The sequence below is a fragment of the Ruegeria sp. HKCCD7255 genome (assembly GCF_013031565.1).
Classification (GTDB): domain Bacteria; phylum Pseudomonadota; class Alphaproteobacteria; order Rhodobacterales; family Rhodobacteraceae; genus Ruegeria.
In genome coordinates, this window is record NZ_WQAG01000005.1 from 17,012 (window position 1) to 36,901 (window position 19,890).

Below are 19,890 nucleotides of genomic sequence, written 5' to 3' on the forward strand. Positions count from 1 at the left end.
CAAGTGTCTCAAAGATGATCCCACAGAAAGCTGAACATCGCGGTCAGATATAGACCGACGATGACATAGGGCCGATAACCGTCATCCACCCATTCTTGAAGCGTTTGGATAAAGCAATGGTTTGACCTGCACCCGGTGTGGTCAACCCCGAAATGCATTCCGACCCAGAAGGCGGTCGCCAATCCGCTAAAAAAGATAAGCGAAGTCCATTTTCTTATGTGTCTGGGTACCTGCATTGCAGCGGTAAAGTTAAGGAATTGGGCAACAGTTTGTCTTTACTTGCCTGAGAACACAATATGAACATACGTCATGCGCAGATGGCCTAGAACAACTCCCTTCGATCTGAAATGCCGGTTGGAGATGCTGCATGAATACCGCAACGCACCATCCCTTTAGTCGCAATGCGGTGAAGTTTTGGAATGGTTAGAACGGCATGGTGTCGAGCCACCAGACCATCCCTTGCCGATCGCACCGGAAATGGGCGGTCCGGTTGGTCACAATTGAGTTTTCGGAAATAGCCTTGCGTCCATCTGGCACAGACCCAGCGTCGAGAATTGGCCTACTTTCCGGCTATCCTTTGTTTGAGGCACCCCGCGCTACCAAACTCCTCTTTCCCTTTGTGCAGCAGGTAACGCGGGTTCTTTGATCCGATCACCTGGTCGACCCGTATCTCTATAACTTCATGAACCCCTAGTCGCGCAAGGTATTGAGCCATTGCTGGCCGTGCTTGGCATTCTTCCATGTGGGCAGGCGGTCAATGTGAATCTGACGGCTGAGTTCTTCAAAGGTCGGGATTTCGCGTTGTGCGTTGAAGCGAGGGTTCAACCCGGCTTTCGCCATTCGCCGGTATTCGAGGGCTCTTTCCCGCGCCTGGTTCAATGTGACCACATCCGCGCCACCCAAACCGAAATCCGTGCGCAGCGGTGCGCCCTTGCGGTTCTTCTGTCCCTTGACTGTTACGCGCACGATCCAGCGCCGTGCACCCGATGGATCAACAACAAGGTACAAGCCAGAACCGTCGCCATGCCGACCTGGGCCGAGATTCTCTACCAGTTTCTTTGTCAGCTTCCCGCTGAGCGCAGCCATGAAAATACCACAAAATATACCACTCAACGAAATAAAATAGGTAGAAGTCAACAAAACTCAAGCTAATACTATGAGATAGAAAGCGCTTATTATTTAATAGAATAGTGCATGGTAGACAGGCCATCCCAATCCACTGAAATAGGTTGGTGGCGGAGACGAAGGGATTCGAACCCTCGAGACGGTTTCCCGCCTACTCCCTTAGCAGGGGAGCGCCTTCGACCACTCGGCCACGTCTCCGCCGGCGGGTATATCCTTGCCTGTCCCCCGGACACAAGGCGATTTTCCGGCGCAGGTGAATTTTTCTGTCCGACTATGGTGCCCAAGTTGCTGACACGGGGTCTGGACGCGAAGGGTATTGAGGAAAAACGAAGCAACGAAAAGGCACAGGCTTTTGCTCAGCCGGCGCGTGCCCTTGCTTTTTGTATATGTTTTAGCGCATATTTGGGGATATTTTGTAAACTTAAAAAAGACTTGCTGGGGCAACAGGGCAGCGGCGCGAAGCGCCAATAAAGATCCTTTTGGGGGAAGGGGCTGCGTTTGACTTGGGTACAAGTGTTTCTTGTTTTTTGTTTTCTTTCGTTCTTGCCGTCGCAACTTTTGGCGAATATCGGCACTGTTATTGAGGTAAAGCAGGGCGCGAAGATCACGCGTTCGGGTGCCTCTGAAACCTTACGAAAAGGAATGGAAGTTTCTCCGGGTGATGCTATCTCTACGGATCGCAACGGGTTGGTTCAGTTGGTTTTTGTAGACGAAACCAAAATCGCCATCGGCCCAAATGCTCAGATGGTTCTTGATGTAACGATGTTGCGTGGCAGGCAAAAAGCCAAAAACTTCACCGTTCAGGCCCTTGGCGGAAGCTTTCGCTTTATTTCGGGGAAAAGCCGAAAGCGCGCCTACAAGATCAAGACCCCAACGGCGACCATGGCGGTGCGTGGTACAATCTTTGATATCTGGGTCGCGTCGAGCGCCCAAAGCGCGATGGTTGTTTTGCAAGGCAATGTTCAGATCTGCAGCGCGGGTGGTTCTTGCCGTGCAACAGGGCGCGTGTGCAGCCTGTTCGCTACGGGGCGAGGTGGCGGTGTCGGACGACCTGTGGATCAGGCGCAATATGATGCGGCTCTGAAGCGAGGCTTCCCGTTCATTCAATCGCAAGCTCAACTGCAAAGCTCTCTGCGCGTTGAAGTCGAAGGTTGCTCAGGCGAGCAAACGGCCCTGAGGAGGGTGCGACCGAAATCCGACTTTAAGCAAGCACCACCGCCACCGCGAGAGCAGGCGAGGCAGGTCAAAAGTGCCGCAAGAACACCGCGGAAAGCCAACCCGCCAGCGCCACCGCAGCCTCAGCCAGTTCAGCCAGAAACTGTCGAAGAGCCGCGAGAAGAACCTCGCGAAGAGCCGCGTGAGGAAAAAAGTGAGGAACGAGAGGGAGAGCCGCGCAAGAGCGAGGCCGATGAATTGCGCGAATCGGGAGCGGAAATACTAGGTAGTGAAGCAATCAGTGAGCCGGGTTAAAGGGAACATCCCGGCAGATGTCTCGGATCGGAGGCGAAGTTGACCCCGAATATCAGAAAACGAAATGCCCGTCGTCTGGCTTTCCAGCTGGTGGGGTTGGGGTTGATACTGTTTGGCTGCTTCATTCGCGTGATGGATCCTTACCCTGTTCGGGCAATGCGCCTGACCTACTTTGATATTCTACAGCGCCTTTCACCTCGTGAATTTACACCGGATTTACCGGTGCGAGTGCTCGATATCGATGAAAAGTCTTTGGCTCGGTCGGGGCAATGGCCATGGCCCCGAACCCAATTGGGAGAGCTGGTAGATCGGTTGAGCGACTACGGCGCCGCTGCGGTTGCCTTTGACATGCTGTTTGCCGAACCTGATCGGTATTCGCCCTCTCGGCTGATCAAAGACCCGGCCCTTGCGGGTGTTTTGAGCCTCAAGGACTCAACCGCGCGATTGGACAACGATCGGGTATTTGCCGAAAAGATGGAGCAGCTTCCCGTCGTTCTTGGTGTAGCTGCTCGGCTCACCGATGGAGGCAAGGGCGTTGTGCCCAAAATGGGCCTGGTCGAAATTGGCGAGCAGCCAAGTGTCGGGCTTTTCTCGACACCCCATTGGACAACGCTCGCCCCACCTCTGGCAGATCATGCTGCGGGGATCGGAGGCGTCAATGTTTCACCATTGGGTGGGTTGGGTGTCGTTCGCAAAGTGCCAGTTCTGTGGTCGGGTCCCGACGGTGTTTTACCCGGTCTCGGACTGGAAGCGCTGAGGGTCGCGCTGGGTGAGCCTGTCTTGTTTGCCGACGGAGCAATGGATGAAGTCGGGATCATGCTGGGTGTTGGCTTGGGGGATTTTACCTTACCGACGACCGAGAACGGTGAGATCTGGGTGCGCTATCGGCGCGATGACCCGCGTCTCTATCTGTCTGCCCATGATGTGATGCAAACGGAGGACGATCCCGCTCTGCGCGATCAGATCGAGGGTCGCATCATTCTGGTCGGTACTTCTGCCGCCGGGCTTTTTGATATGCGCGAGACGGCGTTGGGCGAGTCGGTTCCTGGTGTTTCGATCCACGCGCAGATCATAGAACAGATCCTGCTGGGCGATATGCTGCATCGAACCGATGTAACCTCAGCGTTGGAACTGGTTGCGTTTGTCGCGCTTGGGGTCGTTGTCACGGTGGTTATGTCCAGCTTTGGGGCGGTGGCGTCTTTCATCGCGGGTGGCGTCGCGGCCGCTGCCGTAATGGCAATCAGTTGGATGGCGTTCCAGAATCAGGCTGTGCTGTTTGATGCCACTTTCCCTCTAATCGGGGGGATGGCGAATTTTGGCCTGCTTGTAGGGTATCAGTTCATCTCATCCGAGCGTGAAAAACGGATGATCCGGCAAACCTTCTCGCACTACGTCGCCCCGGAAATTCTGGATGAGCTGGAAAGCAGTGGGCAAAGCCTGCAATTGGGTGGCGAGACGCAGGACATAACGGTGATGTTTTCCGACATAAGGGGATTTACACCCTTGTCCGAGGCCGTGTCGGCCACCGATCTTGTGGCGATCCTGAACGCGTTGTTCTCAGAGATTGGCGATCAGATTTTGGTCGAGCGGGGAACAATAGACAAATTTATCGGTGATGCGGTGATGGCGTTTTGGAACGCGCCCCTGCCGGTGCCCGATCATCCGTTGCGCGCCGCGCAGGCCGCATTGCTGATGCGTCAGGCTCTGGCCAGGTTCAACGCCTCACCCATCATGAAGAACAACCCTCCGATAGCGTTGGCGACCGGGTGCGCAGCAGGTTTCGCCTGTGTCGGAAATATCGGGTCGCAAAAGCGATTCAACTATACCGTTATAGGTGATGTTGTGAACGTCGCTGCGCGTATCGAACAGAACTGTCGTCATGTTGACTATGATATTTTGCTTTCCACCGAGATCCGGCGCAAGGTCGGAGACCGTTTGGCAATGCTGGAAGCCGGCTATATCGACCTGAAAGGAAAAAGCGAGCCGGAAGCTGTCTACATTCTGGTCGGTGATAACAAGACGAAGGGTTCAGCTGAATTTGTTGCGCTGGCAAACGCGCACCAGCAGTTGATTGATGCCATACGCGTCCGTGCACCACGTCAGATAATTCGTGAAATCTGTTCTGAATGTCAAAGCCTTGGACAAAAAGTCGAGCCTGGCCTGTTCCAATTCTATAATGGCGTTCCCAATCGGACGGCAGACTTCCGGTCTAGAGCGTCGGTTGAAAAGCTAGTGTTCAGCCACAACAGCGGTAAGAACATGACAAACCGGAAAGCCAGACGAAAATAGAACGGGTCACTGCAACCGTAGTGCAGCGACCCGCCGTGCCAGGCCCGGGTGGCCTGCCTCGCCCCCTCGATTACCTGCTAAAACAAAACCGGTCTAAACTCTCGATATTCTGAGACAGACAACACTTCCTGGCTGGTACAATCCCAGATTGCACGAAATGTGACAGCTCTTCAGTGACGAAGTTCACAGATGGTTAAAATTATTTCTATCGCCAATCGAAAAAGTTTGGACCGGCCTTGCTCAACAGCGTCGCCGCCAGGTGCTGGCCCATTTGGGCGGCGTCTTCGATAGGCCCGCTGATCTGTTCGGAAATCGCTTCTGATCCATCCGGGCGAAGGACTTCGCCACGCAAGGTCAATTGGCCCGCGCGCAGTTCAGCAAGGCCAGCGATTGGGGTTTCGCAAGATCCGTCAAGCCCCTCCAGCAAGCTGCGTTCAGCGTTCAGGCGATATCCTGTTTCGGGGTGGTGGATCGCAGAAAGCATCTCGGCTGCGCGTTTATCGTCTGTACGACGTTCGATCCCGATTGTGCCCTGCGCAATCGCCGGCAGCATTTCGTCGGGCGAGATCGCTGTGGCGGGAAGGTCATCCATCTTTAGTCTGCGCAGCCCGGCCATAGCCAGGAACGTACAATCGGCTACACCATCGGCCAGCTTTTTCAGGCGCGTCTGCACATTGCCACGAAACTCGACAACATTCAGGTCGGGGCGACGGTTCAGCAGTTGCGCCCGGCGGCGCAACGAAGAGGTCCCAACTGTTGCACCGTTGGGCAGATCCTGGATCGCGCCCAAACGCGGTGAGATGAAAGCATCGCGCACATCTTCGCGGGGCAGAAACGTATCCAGTTCCAGACCCTCGGGCTGTTCGACCGGCATATCCTTTGTGGAATGCACGGCGATATCAATGTCGCCGCGCAACATGGCCTCTTCGATTTCCTTGGTGAAAAGACCCTTGTTCCCGATCTCTTTCAACGGCCGGTCCGCATCGATCATCGCGCGGTTGTCACCAGTGGTTTTGATGACCACGATCTCAAAGGCGTCGTCTGGCAGATCAAACGCGGCGCTCAGCCGATCGCGTGTTTCGTGGGCTTGTGCCAGCGCCAGCGGCGAGCCTCGGGTGCCAATTTTCAACGGCGAAGCGGGATCGGGTAGGATCAGTGTCATGGATCAAGCTTTAGTCGCGTCACTTTGCCCTGACAATGGGGCCAGTGCTTGACAAATTGCCACTGAGGCCCGACCCGTGATTTGCAATACTCAGTTCGGGGGCAGGGATGACCAAATCAAAAACGATATTGCGGGCGCTGGCTGGCGAGGTTCAGGATGTGCCCCCGATCTGGATGATGCGACAAGCGGGCCGCTACCTGCCCGAATACCGGGCCACGCGGGCGCAGGCCGGGGATTTTCTGTCGCTGTGTTACAACCCCGAGCTTGCAGCCGAAGTGACCTTGCAGCCAATCCGACGCTACGGCTTTGATGCCGCTATCCTGTTTGCCGATATTCTCCTAGTGCCGCAGGCATTGGGCGCCGACCTTTGGTTCGTCACCGGAGAAGGCCCGCGCCTGTCCACGATCACGCAGCAATCCGAATTTGATGCTCTGAAACCGGTCGATGAGATCCACGCAACCCTGTCGCCCGTCTATGAAACGGTGCGCATTTTGGCGTCTGAGTTGCCGACTGAGACCACGCTGATCGGTTTTGCCGGGGCACCATGGACCGTGGCGACCTATATGATCGCGGGGCGCGGCACACCGGATCAGGGGCCTGCCCATGCGTTGCGTGAAGAAAACGTTGCTCTGTTCGAGGCTTTGCTGGATCGGATCACAGCAGCTACGATCGAATATCTCTCGGCGCAGATCGAGGCAGGTGCCGAGGTGGTCAAAATCTTTGACAGCTGGGCCGGATCACTCAAGGGTGACGATTTCCGCAAATATGCGGTCGAGCCCTGCCGGGTGATCACACAGGCGATCAAGGCGCGGCATCCAGGGGTGCCGGTGATCGGCTTCCCGCGTGAGGCGGGTGAAGGCTATGTGAGCTTTGCCAGAACCACGGGTGTGGATTGTGTGGCGCTGGACAATTCCGTGTCGCCTGAATGGGCGGCGGAACATGTGCAGGTCGATGGCTGCGTGCAGGGCAATCTGGCCTCTCACCATATGGTGACGGGCGGTCAGGCCCTGGTGGACGAGACGCGCCACATTGTTGAGGCGTTTGGCAAGGGCCCGCATATTTTCAACTTGGGTCACGGGATCACGCCGGATGCGGATCCTGACAATGTACAGCTGATGATCGACACCGTGCGCGGCAGCTAGACAAAAGGGAAGGGGCCAGCCTGTTTTTGGTCTTTGGTCCTCTCAATCCCCGGGAGTTGAGAGGCCAGATGAAGAGGCGGATCGTTCCTTTTCTTCAAGCTCTGCCAGAATCTCGGCAGAGTGTGCACCACGGGTCGGGCTGGGTTTGAGATGCCAGTCATAGGTTGAAAAGCGCGGGGCCGCGGCGGCTTGTGGGACGCCGTTTTCAGTCATCCAGGTCTGACGCGTCTGGTTCATCGGGTGCGCTTGGGCTTCGCGCGGGCTGAGAACAGGGGCGACGCAAGCATCGGTTCCCTCAAACAGATCTGCCCAGTGGTCGCGGGGTTTGGTGGCGAAAAGCCGAGTTAGGCGCGCGCTCTGATCAGGCCAAAGGGTGCGGTCGTACTGAGCGGTGAAATCCGGGTCGTTGGACAGGTTCAAAACCTCTAGAAAACAGGCATAGAATTTGGGCTCGAGGCATTGGACGGACAGGAAGCCACCGTCGGCGCATCGGTAGCATCGGCTCCAATGGGGACCGTCCAGAAGGCTTTCACCGCGGGTTTCAGACAGGTTGCCGCTTTGCGCCAAACTCATCAGTAGATTCATCATATGGGCAGAACCGTCATAGATTGCGGCATCGACCACCGTACCTTGTCCGGTTTTTTGGGCCTGTACGAGTCCGGCGAGGATGCCTGCGACAAGGTACATCGCACCGCCTCCGATATCGCCGACCAGGGTTGGTGGGGTTTGGGGGATTTGCCCGGGCTGCGACCCGTACCACAGCGCCCCCGAGAGCGCGATATAGTTCAGGTCATGCCCTGCGCGCTCAGATAAAGGGCTGTCTTGTCCCCAGCCCGTCATGCGCCCATAGACCAGTTTCGGGTTTATCTTCATGCACGCGGCAGGTCCGAGCCCCAGCTTTTCCATCACACCGGGGCGGAACCCTTCGATTAGCGAATCTGCGGTTGCGATCAGGCGTCTGGCGATTGCAAGATCGTCAGGGCTCTTGAGGTCGAGCGCAATCGACCGTTTGCCGCGATCCAGAATGTGCTGGTCGGTCAGGCCAGCCGCGTTGGTGCCGCCCTTGCGGTGGATGGTAATGACGTCGGCGCCCATATCAGCCAGTTGCATCGCAGCGAATGGACCCGGACCCAAGGCCTCAATCTCGATCACACGTATACCGTTCAGCATTCTCGTCCTCCCAGCTGTCAGGCTGGGCGCTGAGGCAGGGTTTGACAAGGGGAGGCTTGCGGTCGTGTTGGGTCTCGGGCTCGACATGGATCATTTTGGCCTGTTCCGTCCGAGACCTTCGCGATAGGGTCCGGGCCAGAACGAGGGAAGACATGGCAACAATTCTGTCCATCAAGGACCTGCGGAAATCTTACGACGATGGTTTCCAAGCACTGAAAGGTGTGTCACTGGATATCGAAGAAGGTGAAATCCTTGCTTTGCTTGGACCAAACGGTGCTGGTAAAACAACCCTGATCTCAACAGTTTGCGGTATAACAACACCCACATCAGGTACCGTTACGGTCGGCGGGTATGATATCGAAAACGACTTTCGCGCAGCGCGCAAGATGATCGGTCTGGTGCCGCAGGAAATCGCGCTTGAACCTTTTGAAAAGGTCTCGAATACGGTGCGCTTTTCGCGTGGGTTGTTTGGCCATGGCCGAGATGATGCTCGGATCGAAGAAATTCTGACCAAACTCTCCCTGTGGGACAAACGCAAGAACGCGATCAAGGAATTGTCGGGGGGTATGAAGCGCCGGGTGCTGATCGCCAAGGCGCTGTCGCATGAGCCTCGGGTCTTGTTTCTGGACGAACCAACAGCGGGCGTGGATGTCGAACTGCGCAAGGACATGTGGGAGATCGTGGCCGAGCTGAAGCAAAGCGGCGTCACTATCATTTTGACGACTCATTACATCGAAGAGGCTGAGGCGATCGCAGATCGTATAGGGGTCATCGACAAAGGTGAGCTGTTGTTGGTGCAGGACAAAAACAGCCTCATGGCTCAGATGGGGAAAAAACAGATCGAGGTTATGTTAACCGAAGCGATCTCGGCAATTCCCGAAAGCCTGGCCACGCATGACCTGGTGTTGAGCCCAGCAGGGGATGCGCTGATCTATACCTACGACACAAATGCCGAGCGCACGGGGATCACCACCCTGTTGAATGATGTGGCGCAAGCAGGCCTGGTGCTACGGGATGTGCAAACTCGGCAATCCAGCCTTGAAGAGATCTTTGTGAACCTCGTCTCGGGAGAGGCAGCATGAACTGGTCCGCAATTGCTGCCATTTACCGTTTTGAAATGACACGGTTCTTTCGGACATTGGCGCAGAGCTTCATTTCCCCCGTACTCTCGACGTCGCTTTATTTTGTTGTCTTCGGCACCGCAATCGGAAGCCGGATCGAGCAGGTGGAAGGCGTGTCTTACGGGGCTTTCATCGTGCCCGGGCTGATCATGTTGTCCGTGGTGACGCTCTCGATCTCGAACGCGTCTTTTGGGATCTATTTCCCAAAGTTCCTGGGGACGATCTATGAGCTGCTTTCGGCCCCGGTGAATTTCATCGAGATCGTGATCGGCTATGTCGGCGCGGCGGCCACCAAGGCGCTTTTTGTTGGGGTCGTTATTCTGGTGACGGCCACGTTCTTTGTGGAAATAAGGGTCGAGCATCCCATCGCCATGGTAACCTTTTTGGTGCTGACCTGTCTCAGTTTCTCATTGCTGGGGTTCATTGTCGGGATCTGGGCCAGCAATTTCGAACAGATGTCTCTGGTTCCGCAGTTGGTTGTGACACCGCTGGTGTTCCTCGGCGGGACATTTTATTCGATTTCAATGCTTCCACCAGTTTGGCAGACGATCACCCTGTTCAACCCGGTAGTCTACCTGGTTTCCGGCTTTCGCTGGTCGTTCTATGGGTTGGCGGATGTACCGATTGTGTTCAGCCTTCTGGCGATCCTTGGGTTCACGGGTCTGTGCCTTGGCATCATAGGCTGGATCTTCAAAACAGGCTGGCGTATCCGCAGTTGAGCGTTGCATTTTTACCCATGATGAGTGCTATTTTTCTTGAGGGGGTGAATATGCCAGCGGCGTTCCCTTGTTTAAGGACTTGGGGCACTCTACATCGGCACCCATGACGTTCAGCCTGCCATTTCTCAAAAAACAGCCCTGCGTGGCCGTGGTTCGTTTGTCCGGTGCCATCGGAATGGCTGGCCGCAATTCGATGAGTGATGCTTCGCTTGCGCCGGTTTTGGAAAAGGCGTTTCGCAAGGGCAAGCCCGCTGCTGTGGCGCTTGAAGTGAACTCTCCGGGCGGATCGCCTGTGCAAAGTTCTTTGATCGGGGCGCGGATTCGGCGCTTGTCGGAAGAGTTGGATGTGCCCGTCATTGCGTTTGTAGAAGATGTGGCCGCCTCGGGCGGGTATTGGCTGGCCGCGGCCGCTGATGAGATCTGGGCGGATGACAGCTCGGTCCTAGGATCGATCGGGGTGATTTCGTCGGGCTTTGGGGCCCATGTTTTTCTGGCGCGTCAGGGGTTTGAACGCCGGGTGCATACGGCAGGCAAATCCAAATCGATGCTCGATCCCTTTGCGCCTGAAAAGAAAGAGGATGTCGCACGTCTGACCGGTTTGCTGAATGACATCCACGGCAACTTCATCGACCACGTCAAGGCGCGGCGCGGGGATAAGCTGGACCAAAGCGCGGAACTTTTTACCGGCGAGGTCTGGCTGGCGCGGCGGGCGCAGGAACTGGGTTTGATCGACGGGATTGGTCATTTGAAACCCAAGATGCAGGAACGTTTCGGCGATAAGGTCAAGTTCCGCCGCTATGGGCAGCGCAAGCCGCTTTGGTCTCGTTTGGGTGCGTCGCTGGCACAAGACGCGATAGCAGGCCTTGAGGAGCGGGCGGCCTACGCGCGTTTCGGTTTGTGACGTGATCATCAAGGCGGTCACCTTTTTCTTGATTGGCATGGGCGTGTTGGCGATGTTCGGCGAGCTACGGTTTCCGGGGCAAAAGCGGCTGAGCACTGCCAAATGCCCTCGATGCGGTCGGTTTCGAATTGGCAAAGGCCCCTGCGCCTGTGAAAAGGGAGGCCGCGGATGACGGCGTGGCTGTTTTCGGGCCTTGGGCTGTTGATCCTGTTGTTGGCAGGAGACGCGCTGGTGCGCGGCGCGGTGAATCTGAGCCTGCGCCTTGGAGTGCCTGCGCTGATTGTCAGCCTGACGATCGTAGCCTTCGGGACATCTGCACCAGAGCTGTTGATCGCGATCAGTGCGGTTCAGGAAAACGCGCCCGGCATTGCTTTGGGCAATGTGGTGGGCTCGAACACCGCGAATATCCTTCTTGTATTGGGCCTGCCGGCCTTGTTGGCGACGCTGCACACCAGTGAGTGCGACAGTCGCAAGAACTATGTGTTCATGTTGCTTGCGACGGTACTGTTCATTGCTCTGGCATTTTGTGGCGTGTTTACGCTGCTTAGCGGCGCGGTTTTGCTGCTGGCCTTGGGGCTGGTGCTGGCAAACGCCTTTCGCGAAGCTCATGCCCATCGCAAAGCCTGTGGCGAAGCCTGCGCCGATGATGATGAGTTGGAAGGTCTGGATGAGGCCGATCCAAATATGCCCTATTGGAAGCTGTCGGTTTATTTGGTTCTGGGTCTGATCGGTTTGCCCGTCGGGGCGCATCTGTTGGTGGAAAACGCCACCGTGATCGCCCGGGTGTATGGTGTCAGCGAGACTGTGATTGGCCTGACCTTGGTTGCAATCGGTACGTCACTGCCCGAATTGGCGACAACGGTCATGGCCGCTTTGCGTCGTCAGGCGGATGTGGCGTTGGGCAATGTCATCGGCTCGAACATGTTCAACCTGCTGGCCATTATCGGCATTGCAACGCTGTTTGGTCGGATCCCGGTGGACCCAGAATTCTTGCACTTTGACCTTTGGGTCATGCTTGGGGCCTCGCTTCTGTTGCTGCCCTTTGTGTTCTTCAAACAAGATATCACACGCACTTGGGGCTTGGTTCTGACCGCGCTATATGCAGGCTATATCGTTATCCTTCTAGCCTGATTACGGAGATCTGCGATGACCCGAGCATTGGTGACTGGCGCGGGAAAACGGCTCGGTCGGGCCATGGCGCTCTATTTGGCGCGTCGAGGAATGGATGTGGCGGTCCACTATGCAACATCTGCGGACGAGGCGTACGAAACCGTTGCTGAAATCCGAGCATTGGGTCGATCATCAACTGCCTTGCAGGCGGATCTTTTGGATGAGGGACAGATCGCTCAGTTGCTGCCGCAAGCGTCCGAAGCCCTGGGCGGTCCAATCACCTGTTTGGTGAACAACGCATCGATCTTTGAGTACGACAATATTCAGACCGCGACGCGTGAAAGCTGGGACCGGCACATCGACAGCAACTTGCGCGCCCCTTTCGTGCTGACACAGGCAATGGCCCGGCAAGGGCTGAAGCCGGAAACAGATGAGATGAACGAGCCGGTGGCAACCGGTCTTATCGTCAACATGGTCGACATGCGTGTTCGTAAGTTGACGCCCGAATTCATGACCTACACCATTGCCAAAATGGGGCTGTGGGCGCTGACCCGTACGTCTGCGCAGGCCCTGACACCAGCCATTCGGGTCAATGCAATCGGTCCGGGCCCAACCTTGCAAGGCCACCGACAGAGCGAGATCCATTTCAAGTCGCAGCGCGAAAATACGATCCTCGAGCGTGGAGCGAATCCCTCGGACATAACCGCTGCGCTGGGCTATTTTCTGGACGCTCCGGCAGTCACAGGACAGCTTATTTGCGTGGACGGAGGCCAGCATCTAGGCTGGCGAACTCCGGATGTCATGGGTGTCGAATAGCGTTTCGGGATCGAAGTTTTGCACCGCTCTCGGTTCTGTTACAAACGCGTTACAAATTTGTCTTTTTTTTCATACACTTGTTCGGAATGCGAAAAAGTTTTGCATTAAATCAATGACTTAAATTTTTGCTTATTTTTTGGGCAAATCGGCGAACAGGTCATAAATCAAGGGAAAATCCCAAAGCTCACAAAGTTATCTGCACACTTATCCACAGAAGTCGTGGATTTGTTTACTCTTGATCTAAACGGCACAAGATTGCAGCCACATGCAGAGAATCATATCCCAGTAACATGACTACCCAGAGCGATTCCCCCCAGACCGGCTATGCCCGCATTCAGCGTTATGTGAAAACCCTGGACAGCTCGCCCGGTGTGTACCGAATGCTGGATGCCGACAGCCGGGTTCTTTACGTTGGCAAGGCGCGCAATCTGAAGGCTCGGGTGTCGAATTACACGCGGCCCGGTCATTCAGGGCGGATCGAAAAGATGATCGCTGCGACCGCATCGATGATGTTTCTCACTACCCGGACCGAGACCGAGGCGCTGCTGCTGGAACAGAACCTGATCAAGCAGCTCAAGCCGAAATACAACGTGCTGCTGCGGGATGACAAAAGCTTCCCCAACATACTGGTTGCCAAGGATCACGCCTTCCCACAGATCAAGAAACATCGCGGCGCCAAGAAGGAAAAGGGTGCCTATTTCGGTCCCTTCGCCAGCGCAGGTGCGGTGAACCGGACGCTGAACCAGTTGCAAAAGGCATTCCTGCTACGCAACTGCTCGGATTCCATGTTCGACAGCCGCACGCGGCCGTGCTTGCTCTATCAGATCAAACGCTGTTCAGGGCCCTGTGTTGGGCTGATCTCGGAGGAGGATTACCGTGAAAGCGTCCGCGATGCGGAACGGTTCCTGTCGGGCCGGTCGACCAAGGTACAAGAGGATCTGGCCGAGCAGATGATGGTTGCATCTGAGGCGATGGAGTTCGAGCGCGCGGCAGGTTTGCGCGACCGGATCCGTGCGCTGACGCAAGTGCAGACCAGCCAGGGCATCAATCCGCGCGGCGTGGCCGAGGCGGATGTGATCGGGCTCTATATGGACAGTGGACAGGCCTGCGTTCAGGTCTTCTTTATCCGCGCCAATCAGAACTGGGGGAACAAGGATTTCTATCCGCGCGTCGGGCCGGATGTGTCACCTGCCGAAGTGATGGAGGCCTTCCTTGGCCAGTTCTACGACGACAAGGAGCTGCCGCGGCAATTGATCCTGTCAGACGGGATCGAAAACGCAGATCTGATGCAAGACGCGCTGAGCGAAAAAGCCGGACGCAAGGTCGAGATCCTCGTGCCGCAACGTGGCGAGAAACAGGAACTGGTGGCTGGTGCTCTGCGCAACGCGCGCGAGTCTCTGGCGCGGCGCATGTCGGAAAGTGCGACGCAGGCCAAGCTGCTGCGCGGGGTGGCCGAGGCCTTTGACCTCGACAGCCCGCCAAGCCGGATCGAAGTGTATGACAACTCGCACATCCAAGGCACCAACGCGGTGGGCGGTATGATCGTGGCAGGCCCCGAAGGGTTCATGAAAAACGCCTATCGCAAATTCAACATCCGGGGCGATGACCTGACACCGGGCGACGATTTCGGCATGATGAAAGAGGTTCTGACCCGCCGATTCACGCGCCTTCAAAAGGAGGACCCGGATCGCGACAAGGGGCTGTGGCCCGATCTGTTGCTGATCGACGGTGGGGCCGGTCAGGTCAGTGCCGTGCATGAGATCATGGTGGAGCATGGCATCGAAGACATCCCAATGATCGGCGTAGCCAAAGGCATCGACCGAGATCACGGCAAAGAGGAATTCCACCGCATTGGTCAGCGACCCTTTGCGTTGAAACGCAATGATCCGGTGTTGTATTTCGTTCAGCGCCTGCGGGACGAAGCCCATAGGTTCGCCATCGGCACCCACCGCGCCAAGCGCGCAAAGGCAGTTGGGGCGACACCGTTAGACGAAATCCCGGGCGTCGGCGCGGCGCGCAAACGCGCTCTGCTGGCGCATTTCGGAAGCGCCAAGGCGGTCAGCCGGGCCAATCTGGCAGATCTGAAAGCGGTCGAGGGGATATCAGCCGGGCTGGCGCAGAAGGTTTACGACTTTTTCCATGAAAAGGGCTAGGCGCGCCGCCCGCGCCAAAGGATGTAAAGCCCCGATGCGACAATCAAACCGCTGCCCAGCCACATGGTTTGGTCCAGCCGTTCACCAAAGAAGATCACGCCCAACGCGACGCCAAACAAAAGTCGGGAATAGCGAAAGGGTGTCACTGCAGAAACTTCACCCGTGCGCATCGCTTTCATCAAAGATGAATATGCGACCGTGCCAAGACCAACGGCACAGGCCAGAGATATGCTGGTATAGATCTCTAACGGTGCGGCTGGCACCTGTTCCCAGAAGCGAAAGGCAAACCCTGCGATGATGACGCAGACAAAACCGTAAAACCCCAGCACCTCGGTTCCCAGGCTGGCTGGTGCTGCACGGCTGGCCAGATCTCGTCCGGCAAAGCCCAACATTCCCAGGACGGCCAGCAACGACAACAAGGTGAAACTGTCGCCGGTTGGCTGGATGATGACAACGACACCGATAAGGCCAACGAAAATGGCGCTCCACCGTCGCCAACCAACGGTTTCGCCAAACAACAGCGCCGCGCTTGCAACAACGACAAGCGGTGTGGCCTGCAGGATTACGGTGGCCGAGGATAGCGGCGTTAGTGTTATGGCCAGCACGTAGAACAGCCGACCTAAAATCTCGAACACGGCGCGAATTTTCATAGCGGGTGACATCACATCTGATTGGAACAACCGCGTCCCGCGCGCACCGGCAACACATGCAAAAATGACCGCTCCACCTGTGCCGAATAACACCAGGATTTGCCAGATCGGCAGCGCGGTCGCGGCTGCTTTGAGGAATGCGTCTTCCAAAGCAAAGCAGGCCATCGCGCCAATCATCCACGCACTGCCGATCAGGTTTGAGCGCGCGTCGGTCTGAATATTGGGGGTCATGTTCAACGGTTTTGCCTTGCCACCAGTTCGACGGCAATCTGACGCCAATTCGATCCGACGCCAAGGGGCAAATGGATGTGCTTGGCCGTTCCGGCAGCATGGACCAAGCGTCTGGGATTGGTGCAGATTTTTGCTTGCGTGGCTTTCCTGTCTTATCCCGCCGATGTAGAGTTCGCCCTATGAAGTGGAACTTGCCGAATATCCTGACCGTTTTGCGTTTGCTGGCCGCGCCCGGTCTGGCAGTGATGTTTTTGTATTTCACTCGGCCTTATGCCGATTGGTTCGCTCTGATCCTGTTTCTGACTGCCGCGATCACCGATTGGTTTGATGGATATCTTGCGCGGGCGTGGAAACAGGAAACCAAGATCGGCGCCATGCTGGACCCTATTGCCGACAAAGCCATGGTGGTCATCGCGCTGATGATCATCGTTGGCTATTCGCAAGACAGCTGGACCCCATGGCTGGTTCTGCCCGCGACAGTGATCCTGTTTCGTGAGGTCTTTGTCTCGGGCCTGCGGGAATATCTGGGGGATGTGGCGGGCACGCTGAAGGTCACGAAATTGGCAAAATGGAAAACCACCACGCAGATGGTAGCCATCGCTGTGCTATTCTCGCAGGGCATTTTTGAACATTACGCAGTTATGGCCAGCTTTGGTATGGATGCTGCTCTGGTCGAACAGGTTCTGTCTGGTCAGGTTGAGGATGTGAACGGATTGCGTTGGAACGCCAACGGCATGTATTGGTCGGGCCAGATCGGTCTGTGGCTGCTCTTACTGGCGGCAGCTCTGACATTGATCACCGGCTATGATTACCTACGTAAGGCCTTGCCGCATCTGAAGGAGAGCTAGGGATGGACGTGCTGTATTTTGCCTGGGTACGCGAACGGATCGGCCTGCCGAAAGAACGTATCGAAACACAGGCAGCCACGGTAGGTGATCTGGTGGCTGAACTCAGCGCCCGCGAAGATCGCTATGCTGCGGCCTTTGCCGATCTTTCGGCCCTGCGTGTGGCACTGGATCAGGAATTGTCGGACTTTGATGCACCCCTGGCTGGCGTCCGCGAGGTTGCGTTCTTCCCACCCATGACGGGCGGTTGATCTGATGCGTATCGCGGTTCAGGAAGCCCCGTTCGATCTGGGGACCGAGGCAAATGCCTTCGCCGCGGGCGATAACGCCAACGGAGCCATCGTGACCTTCACCGGCGTGGTGCGTGATCTGGCCTCAGGTGACCTGGATGTGATGGAAATCGAGCACTATCCCGGCATGACCGAACGCGCGCTGACCAAGATTGCTGAGGATGCGATGGCGCGGTGGTCTTTGGGGGATGTTCTGATCATCCACCGCCACGGACGACTGGCCCCAGGTGACCGAATCATGATGGTCGCGACAGCCTCACCCCACCGCAAGGACGCGTTTGAGGCGGCAGAGTTCCTGATGGATTACCTCAAATCCCGCGCACCGTTCTGGAAAAAGGAAATCACACGCGCAGGCGCTGAATGGGTCGCCGCCAAAGACGAGGACGAAGACGCGCTGAGCCGGTGGTAGACGCGGTCAATCCGCGTTGTTCAGACGTTCGCGCAGTTCTTCGGCCTCTTGGCGTGTAGTACGCAGGCCTTCCATGGCGGCGGCCAGTTCGGCTTCGACCTGGCTGAGCTGGTTGGACAGTTCCGCCTCGCGTTGTTGCAAATACGTGATCGCCTGATCGCGGGTTTCTTCGGCTTCGTGCAACTCTTGGCTCATGCGGTCCAGATCGGCCACGTCGCTTTGCCGGACGCGGGACAGGCGGTGGGCCAGCCAGTTGGCGAACCAACCCATGCAAAAGGCGGCAAACAGGATGACGGCGGTGGCGATGATGAATTCTTGGCGGTTCACTTACTGGTCTCCTGCATCCGGTTCCGCGCCTTCGTCTGCGTCCTCAGGGGCGTCCGTATCTGCCTCCATCGCCTCAAGCGCGGTTTTGGTCGGTTCGATGGGTTCGGGGCGGATCAACCGGAATTCGATCCGCCGGTTCTCTTCCCGCCCTTCCTCGGTGTCATTATCGGCGATGGGCTGGGTTTCCCCATATCCGACCGCAGAATAGCTGGAGGTCGGGATACGCCGCCCGCGCAACTCGTTCAGGATCGATTGCGCCCGGGCCTGGCTGAGCTGTTGGTTCATCTCTTCCCGGCCCTGACTGTCGGTATGGCCCTGAATTTCCAACCGGATCGGGCCGCATTCGCGCAGGATATCCGCAATCTGATTAACGGTATCGCGCGAGGTTTCGGAAATGGTGGCCGATCCCGGTTCAAAGGCGATCTTCGCACCAGTCTGAACTTCGGCGATCTGTGCTTCACAGAGCTCGGGGTCGGGCAGAGCGTCTTCGGGCTTTGGCGGCTCGACATAGGTGATCGACAGGGTGAAGTCCTGAGCATCGCCCAGTTTTTCCGAAAGCAGGCCCGCGATTCGTGCTCGGGCTCCTTGGTCGTGGGTTATGCCGGATAGATCCAGGGTGTCGGGCGTCACCGTCAGCGCACCGTTATTCAATTGAGCCAATGCCTCAAGCCCGGCCAATACACGGATGGGCCAGTCTGGCGGCAAATCAGGTGCGATGCGGGTGGCCGTATGGACCTGTTCAAAGCCAAAGGCTGCGCGCGCAAAGCTGTCGGTCATGTCGCGCAGGGTTTCATCACCGACCCGACCGCGCAGTTGAACCAGGCCTTCGGGGCTGCGCGTGGCGGAAAACTCGGGTGGGCCGACTTGCTCTTCGACCTCGGGCTCGGGAAGAACGGCATGCAGGGCAAAGACCGATGGCAGCGCGTTTTCCAGCTCGCCCACCACGCGGTCGAACTGGGCGGGGTTTGTGCCCTTGGCTGCGATCAGGGTGATGTCAGCGTCGGACAGGGTGACCGAGCCCCGCCCCAGTTCTTTCACCGCGTTTATGCTTTGCACGCTGGCCAAGGCCCAATTGGGCGAGGGCACGCCCAGCCCGATCGTGCAGCTATAGGTTTCATCCATACCCGCGGTTTGCGCTGCCTGAACAATCGCATCGCGCGCAACCTCATCCTGGGCCGAACAGGCGTCGAACCTTGCGCCATTGTCGTCGATCAGAAAGCGAAGGGTGAAAGGCGTAATGACAGGGCGTGGAGCCGAGATTGACAGGCCAAGCCGCAAGCTGGGCGGCGCGGCACGTGTGAGTTCCTGTTCAAGCCGGTCCTTCTCGCGTTGGCTTTCTGCAATCGCGGTGATCCTGACCAGACCGGGGCTGGCCGAAATCTTGGCACGCGGCAAACGGATCAGGGATGAAACCGCATAGTCGATGGCCTCGTCCCAGCCTTTGGGCACCGGATAGTCAGCGCTTTCCATAAGGTCGGACACGGATGTGCCGGGGGCCACCGCATTCAGCCGTTCGACCAGATCGCCACGCGCCATAGCACCGGGGACAAGCCCGATGATCGAGATGCCGCTGTCATTGCGCAGGATCTCGGCGGAAAAGCGTGGCGGGGTCAGATCGGCAGTGGGTTCGACTTCCATTTCGTCTATGACGCGCGAAGTGTCGACCTCGCGCCCTGCAGAAGTCAGGGCGGCAAAACGGGTTGCTTCATCGGGGGCGGTCCCGGTCAGAACAACGCGCAACCCGTCAGATTGCACCTCGGCCCAATCGTGACCGTCCAGGTTCAGGGCGCGACGAACGACAAATTCGGATTCTTCCTCGATCTTGGTGACCGCGTATCCGGCCCCGACATATGACAGAGCCGCGGATAGCGCGAATATCACAATCGCAACGATGAAATACGGCAGTCGCATGTGATGAACCGAGTCTCCCCCTAATGGATGGACCGCACTCATATATCCA

Annotated in this window: 20 protein-coding genes and 1 tRNA gene; 13 read left to right on the forward strand and 8 right to left on the reverse strand. The window is 57.0% G+C overall.

What is annotated here, in order from left to right; all coding sequences use genetic code 11:
* Positions 1 to 8: 8 nt before the first annotated feature.
* From GOX45_RS10785 to GOX45_RS10795, 3 genes are all read right to left on the reverse strand, one after another.
* On the reverse strand, positions 9 to 158 hold the full coding sequence (locus tag GOX45_RS10785; RefSeq protein ID WP_171100748.1) for a hypothetical protein: 150 nt from the start codon (positions 156 to 158) through the stop codon (positions 9 to 11).
* 532 nt (positions 159 to 690) lie between these two features.
* Positions 691 to 1,086 (reverse strand): Arm DNA-binding domain-containing protein, encoded by a 396-nt coding sequence (locus GOX45_RS10790; RefSeq protein WP_254446001.1) that lies wholly within the window; start codon positions 1,084 to 1,086, stop codon positions 691 to 693.
* A gap of 147 nt (positions 1,087 to 1,233) precedes the next feature.
* Positions 1,234 to 1,323: transfer RNA gene (locus GOX45_RS10795), tRNA-Ser, on the reverse strand.
* Between the two features lie 78 nt (positions 1,324 to 1,401).
* Between GOX45_RS10795 and GOX45_RS10800 the strand changes: the two genes are divergently transcribed.
* From GOX45_RS10800 to GOX45_RS10810, 3 genes are read left to right on the forward strand one after another with little or no spacing between them, the layout of a single operon-like run.
* Positions 1,402 to 1,596: a hypothetical protein gene (locus GOX45_RS10800; protein ID WP_171100750.1), complete on the forward strand. Its 195-nt coding sequence runs from the start codon at positions 1,402 to 1,404 to the stop codon at positions 1,594 to 1,596.
* A gap of 27 nt (positions 1,597 to 1,623) precedes the next feature.
* Positions 1,624 to 2,595 (forward strand): FecR domain-containing protein, encoded by a 972-nt coding sequence (locus GOX45_RS10805; protein ID WP_254446002.1) that lies wholly within the window; start codon positions 1,624 to 1,626, stop codon positions 2,593 to 2,595.
* Between the two features lie 39 nt (positions 2,596 to 2,634).
* On the forward strand, positions 2,635 to 4,884 hold the full coding sequence (locus GOX45_RS10810; protein WP_254446003.1) for a CHASE2 domain-containing protein: 2,250 nt from the start codon (positions 2,635 to 2,637) through the stop codon (positions 4,882 to 4,884).
* A 205-nt stretch (positions 4,885 to 5,089) separates the two neighbouring features.
* Here GOX45_RS10810 and hemC read toward each other — a convergent pair whose 3' ends face one another.
* Positions 5,090 to 6,046, reverse strand: coding sequence for a hydroxymethylbilane synthase (gene hemC / locus GOX45_RS10815; protein ID WP_171100753.1), 957 nt, complete (start codon positions 6,044 to 6,046; stop codon positions 5,090 to 5,092).
* 107 nt (positions 6,047 to 6,153) lie between these two features.
* On the opposite strand from hemC, the gene hemE reads away from it, so the two are divergent.
* Positions 6,154 to 7,188, forward strand: coding sequence for a uroporphyrinogen decarboxylase (gene hemE / locus GOX45_RS10820; RefSeq protein WP_171100755.1), 1,035 nt, complete (start codon positions 6,154 to 6,156; stop codon positions 7,186 to 7,188).
* 42 nt (positions 7,189 to 7,230) lie between these two features.
* On the opposite strand, the gene GOX45_RS10825 is transcribed toward hemE, so the two are convergent.
* Positions 7,231 to 8,358 (reverse strand): CaiB/BaiF CoA-transferase family protein, encoded by a 1,128-nt coding sequence (locus GOX45_RS10825; RefSeq protein ID WP_171100757.1) that lies wholly within the window; start codon positions 8,356 to 8,358, stop codon positions 7,231 to 7,233.
* A gap of 152 nt (positions 8,359 to 8,510) precedes the next feature.
* Between GOX45_RS10825 and GOX45_RS10830 the strand changes: the two genes are divergently transcribed.
* The 6 genes from GOX45_RS10830 to uvrC all read left to right on the forward strand — a co-directional run bounded on the left by GOX45_RS10830 (position 8,511) and on the right by uvrC (position 15,178).
* Entirely contained in the window at positions 8,511 to 9,440 is a 930-nt protein-coding gene (locus GOX45_RS10830; protein ID WP_171100759.1) for an ABC transporter ATP-binding protein, read from the forward strand.
* Positions 9,437 to 10,198: an ABC transporter permease gene (locus tag GOX45_RS10835; RefSeq protein ID WP_171100761.1), complete on the forward strand. Its 762-nt coding sequence runs from the start codon at positions 9,437 to 9,439 to the stop codon at positions 10,196 to 10,198. Before GOX45_RS10830 ends, GOX45_RS10835 begins: the two co-directional genes overlap by 4 nt.
* Before the next feature lie 103 nt (positions 10,199 to 10,301).
* A complete protein-coding gene (locus GOX45_RS10840) occupies positions 10,302 to 11,099 on the forward strand; it encodes a S49 family peptidase (RefSeq protein WP_171100763.1) in 798 nt (265 codons plus the stop codon).
* Positions 11,100 to 11,267: 168 nt separating this feature from the next.
* Entirely contained in the window at positions 11,268 to 12,230 is a 963-nt protein-coding gene (locus GOX45_RS10845) for a calcium/sodium antiporter (RefSeq protein WP_171100765.1), read from the forward strand.
* Positions 12,231 to 12,245: 15 nt separating this feature from the next.
* Positions 12,246 to 13,025, forward strand: coding sequence for an SDR family oxidoreductase (locus GOX45_RS10850; protein WP_171100767.1), 780 nt, complete (start codon positions 12,246 to 12,248; stop codon positions 13,023 to 13,025).
* 290 nt (positions 13,026 to 13,315) lie between these two features.
* Complete coding sequence (uvrC, locus tag GOX45_RS10855) at positions 13,316 to 15,178, forward strand: excinuclease ABC subunit UvrC (RefSeq protein ID WP_171100769.1); 1,863 nt, start codon at positions 13,316 to 13,318, stop codon at positions 15,176 to 15,178.
* On the opposite strand, the gene GOX45_RS10860 is transcribed toward uvrC, so the two are convergent.
* Positions 15,175 to 16,059, reverse strand: a complete 885-nt coding sequence (locus GOX45_RS10860) for a DMT family transporter (RefSeq protein ID WP_171100771.1) — start codon at positions 16,057 to 16,059, stop codon at positions 15,175 to 15,177. The two genes, uvrC and GOX45_RS10860, sit on opposite strands and share 4 nt — an antisense overlap.
* Before the next feature lie 179 nt (positions 16,060 to 16,238).
* Here GOX45_RS10860 and pgsA point away from each other — a divergent pair, with 179 nt between their 5' ends.
* Genes pgsA through GOX45_RS10875 form a run of 3 tightly spaced genes read left to right on the forward strand, consistent with a single transcriptional unit; the run spans position 16,239 to position 17,603 of the window.
* A complete protein-coding gene (gene pgsA, locus GOX45_RS10865) occupies positions 16,239 to 16,907 on the forward strand; it encodes a CDP-diacylglycerol--glycerol-3-phosphate 3-phosphatidyltransferase (protein ID WP_171100773.1) in 669 nt (222 codons plus the stop codon).
* 2 nt (positions 16,908 to 16,909) lie between these two features.
* Positions 16,910 to 17,155: a molybdopterin converting factor subunit 1 gene (gene moaD / locus GOX45_RS10870; protein WP_171100775.1), complete on the forward strand. Its 246-nt coding sequence runs from the start codon at positions 16,910 to 16,912 to the stop codon at positions 17,153 to 17,155.
* 4 nt (positions 17,156 to 17,159) lie between these two features.
* Positions 17,160 to 17,603, forward strand: coding sequence for a molybdenum cofactor biosynthesis protein MoaE (locus tag GOX45_RS10875; RefSeq protein WP_171100777.1), 444 nt, complete (start codon positions 17,160 to 17,162; stop codon positions 17,601 to 17,603).
* 6 nt (positions 17,604 to 17,609) lie between these two features.
* On the opposite strand, the gene GOX45_RS10880 is transcribed toward GOX45_RS10875, so the two are convergent.
* Together GOX45_RS10880 and GOX45_RS10885 are read right to left on the reverse strand one after the other, a co-directional pair.
* Positions 17,610 to 17,930 carry a hypothetical protein gene (locus GOX45_RS10880; RefSeq protein WP_171100779.1) on the reverse strand — a complete coding sequence of 107 codons (321 nt, stop codon included), beginning with the start codon at positions 17,928 to 17,930 and terminating at the stop codon, positions 17,610 to 17,612.
* Positions 17,931 to 19,841, reverse strand: a complete 1,911-nt coding sequence (locus tag GOX45_RS10885) for an OmpA family protein (protein ID WP_171100781.1) — start codon at positions 19,839 to 19,841, stop codon at positions 17,931 to 17,933. It abuts the gene before it with no gap.
* Between the last annotated feature and the right edge of the window lie 49 nt (positions 19,842 to 19,890).

Bases quoted from the DNA above. Each gene is read 5' to 3' on its own strand.
- GOX45_RS10785 (WP_171100748.1), bottom strand. From the start codon at position 158: ATGCATTTCGGGGTTGACCACACCGGGTGCAGGTCAAACCATTGCTTT.
- hemC (WP_171100753.1), bottom strand. From the start codon at position 6,046: ATGACACTGATCCTACCCGATCCCGCTTCGCCGTTGAAAATTGGCACC.
- GOX45_RS10825 (WP_171100757.1), bottom strand. From the start codon at position 8,358: ATGCTGAACGGTATACGTGTGATCGAGATTGAGGCCTTGGGTCCGGGT.
- GOX45_RS10790 (WP_254446001.1), bottom strand. From the start codon at position 1,086: ATGGCTGCGCTCAGCGGGAAGCTGACAAAGAAACTGGTAGAGAATCTC.
- GOX45_RS10835 (WP_171100761.1), top strand. From the start codon at position 9,437: ATGAACTGGTCCGCAATTGCTGCCATTTACCGTTTTGAAATGACACGG.
- GOX45_RS10875 (WP_171100777.1), top strand. From the start codon at position 17,160: ATGCGTATCGCGGTTCAGGAAGCCCCGTTCGATCTGGGGACCGAGGCA.
- GOX45_RS10860 (WP_171100771.1), bottom strand. From the start codon at position 16,059: ATGACCCCCAATATTCAGACCGACGCGCGCTCAAACCTGATCGGCAGT.
- GOX45_RS10850 (WP_171100767.1), top strand. From the start codon at position 12,246: ATGACCCGAGCATTGGTGACTGGCGCGGGAAAACGGCTCGGTCGGGCC.
- pgsA (WP_171100773.1), top strand. From the start codon at position 16,239: ATGAAGTGGAACTTGCCGAATATCCTGACCGTTTTGCGTTTGCTGGCC.
- GOX45_RS10845 (WP_171100765.1), top strand. From the start codon at position 11,268: ATGACGGCGTGGCTGTTTTCGGGCCTTGGGCTGTTGATCCTGTTGTTG.
- hemE (WP_171100755.1), top strand. From the start codon at position 6,154: ATGACCAAATCAAAAACGATATTGCGGGCGCTGGCTGGCGAGGTTCAG.
- GOX45_RS10885 (WP_171100781.1), bottom strand. From the start codon at position 19,841: ATGCGACTGCCGTATTTCATCGTTGCGATTGTGATATTCGCGCTATCC.
- uvrC (WP_171100769.1), top strand. From the start codon at position 13,316: ATGACTACCCAGAGCGATTCCCCCCAGACCGGCTATGCCCGCATTCAG.
- GOX45_RS10840 (WP_171100763.1), top strand. From the start codon at position 10,302: ATGACGTTCAGCCTGCCATTTCTCAAAAAACAGCCCTGCGTGGCCGTG.
- GOX45_RS10830 (WP_171100759.1), top strand. From the start codon at position 8,511: ATGGCAACAATTCTGTCCATCAAGGACCTGCGGAAATCTTACGACGAT.
- moaD (WP_171100775.1), top strand. From the start codon at position 16,910: ATGGACGTGCTGTATTTTGCCTGGGTACGCGAACGGATCGGCCTGCCG.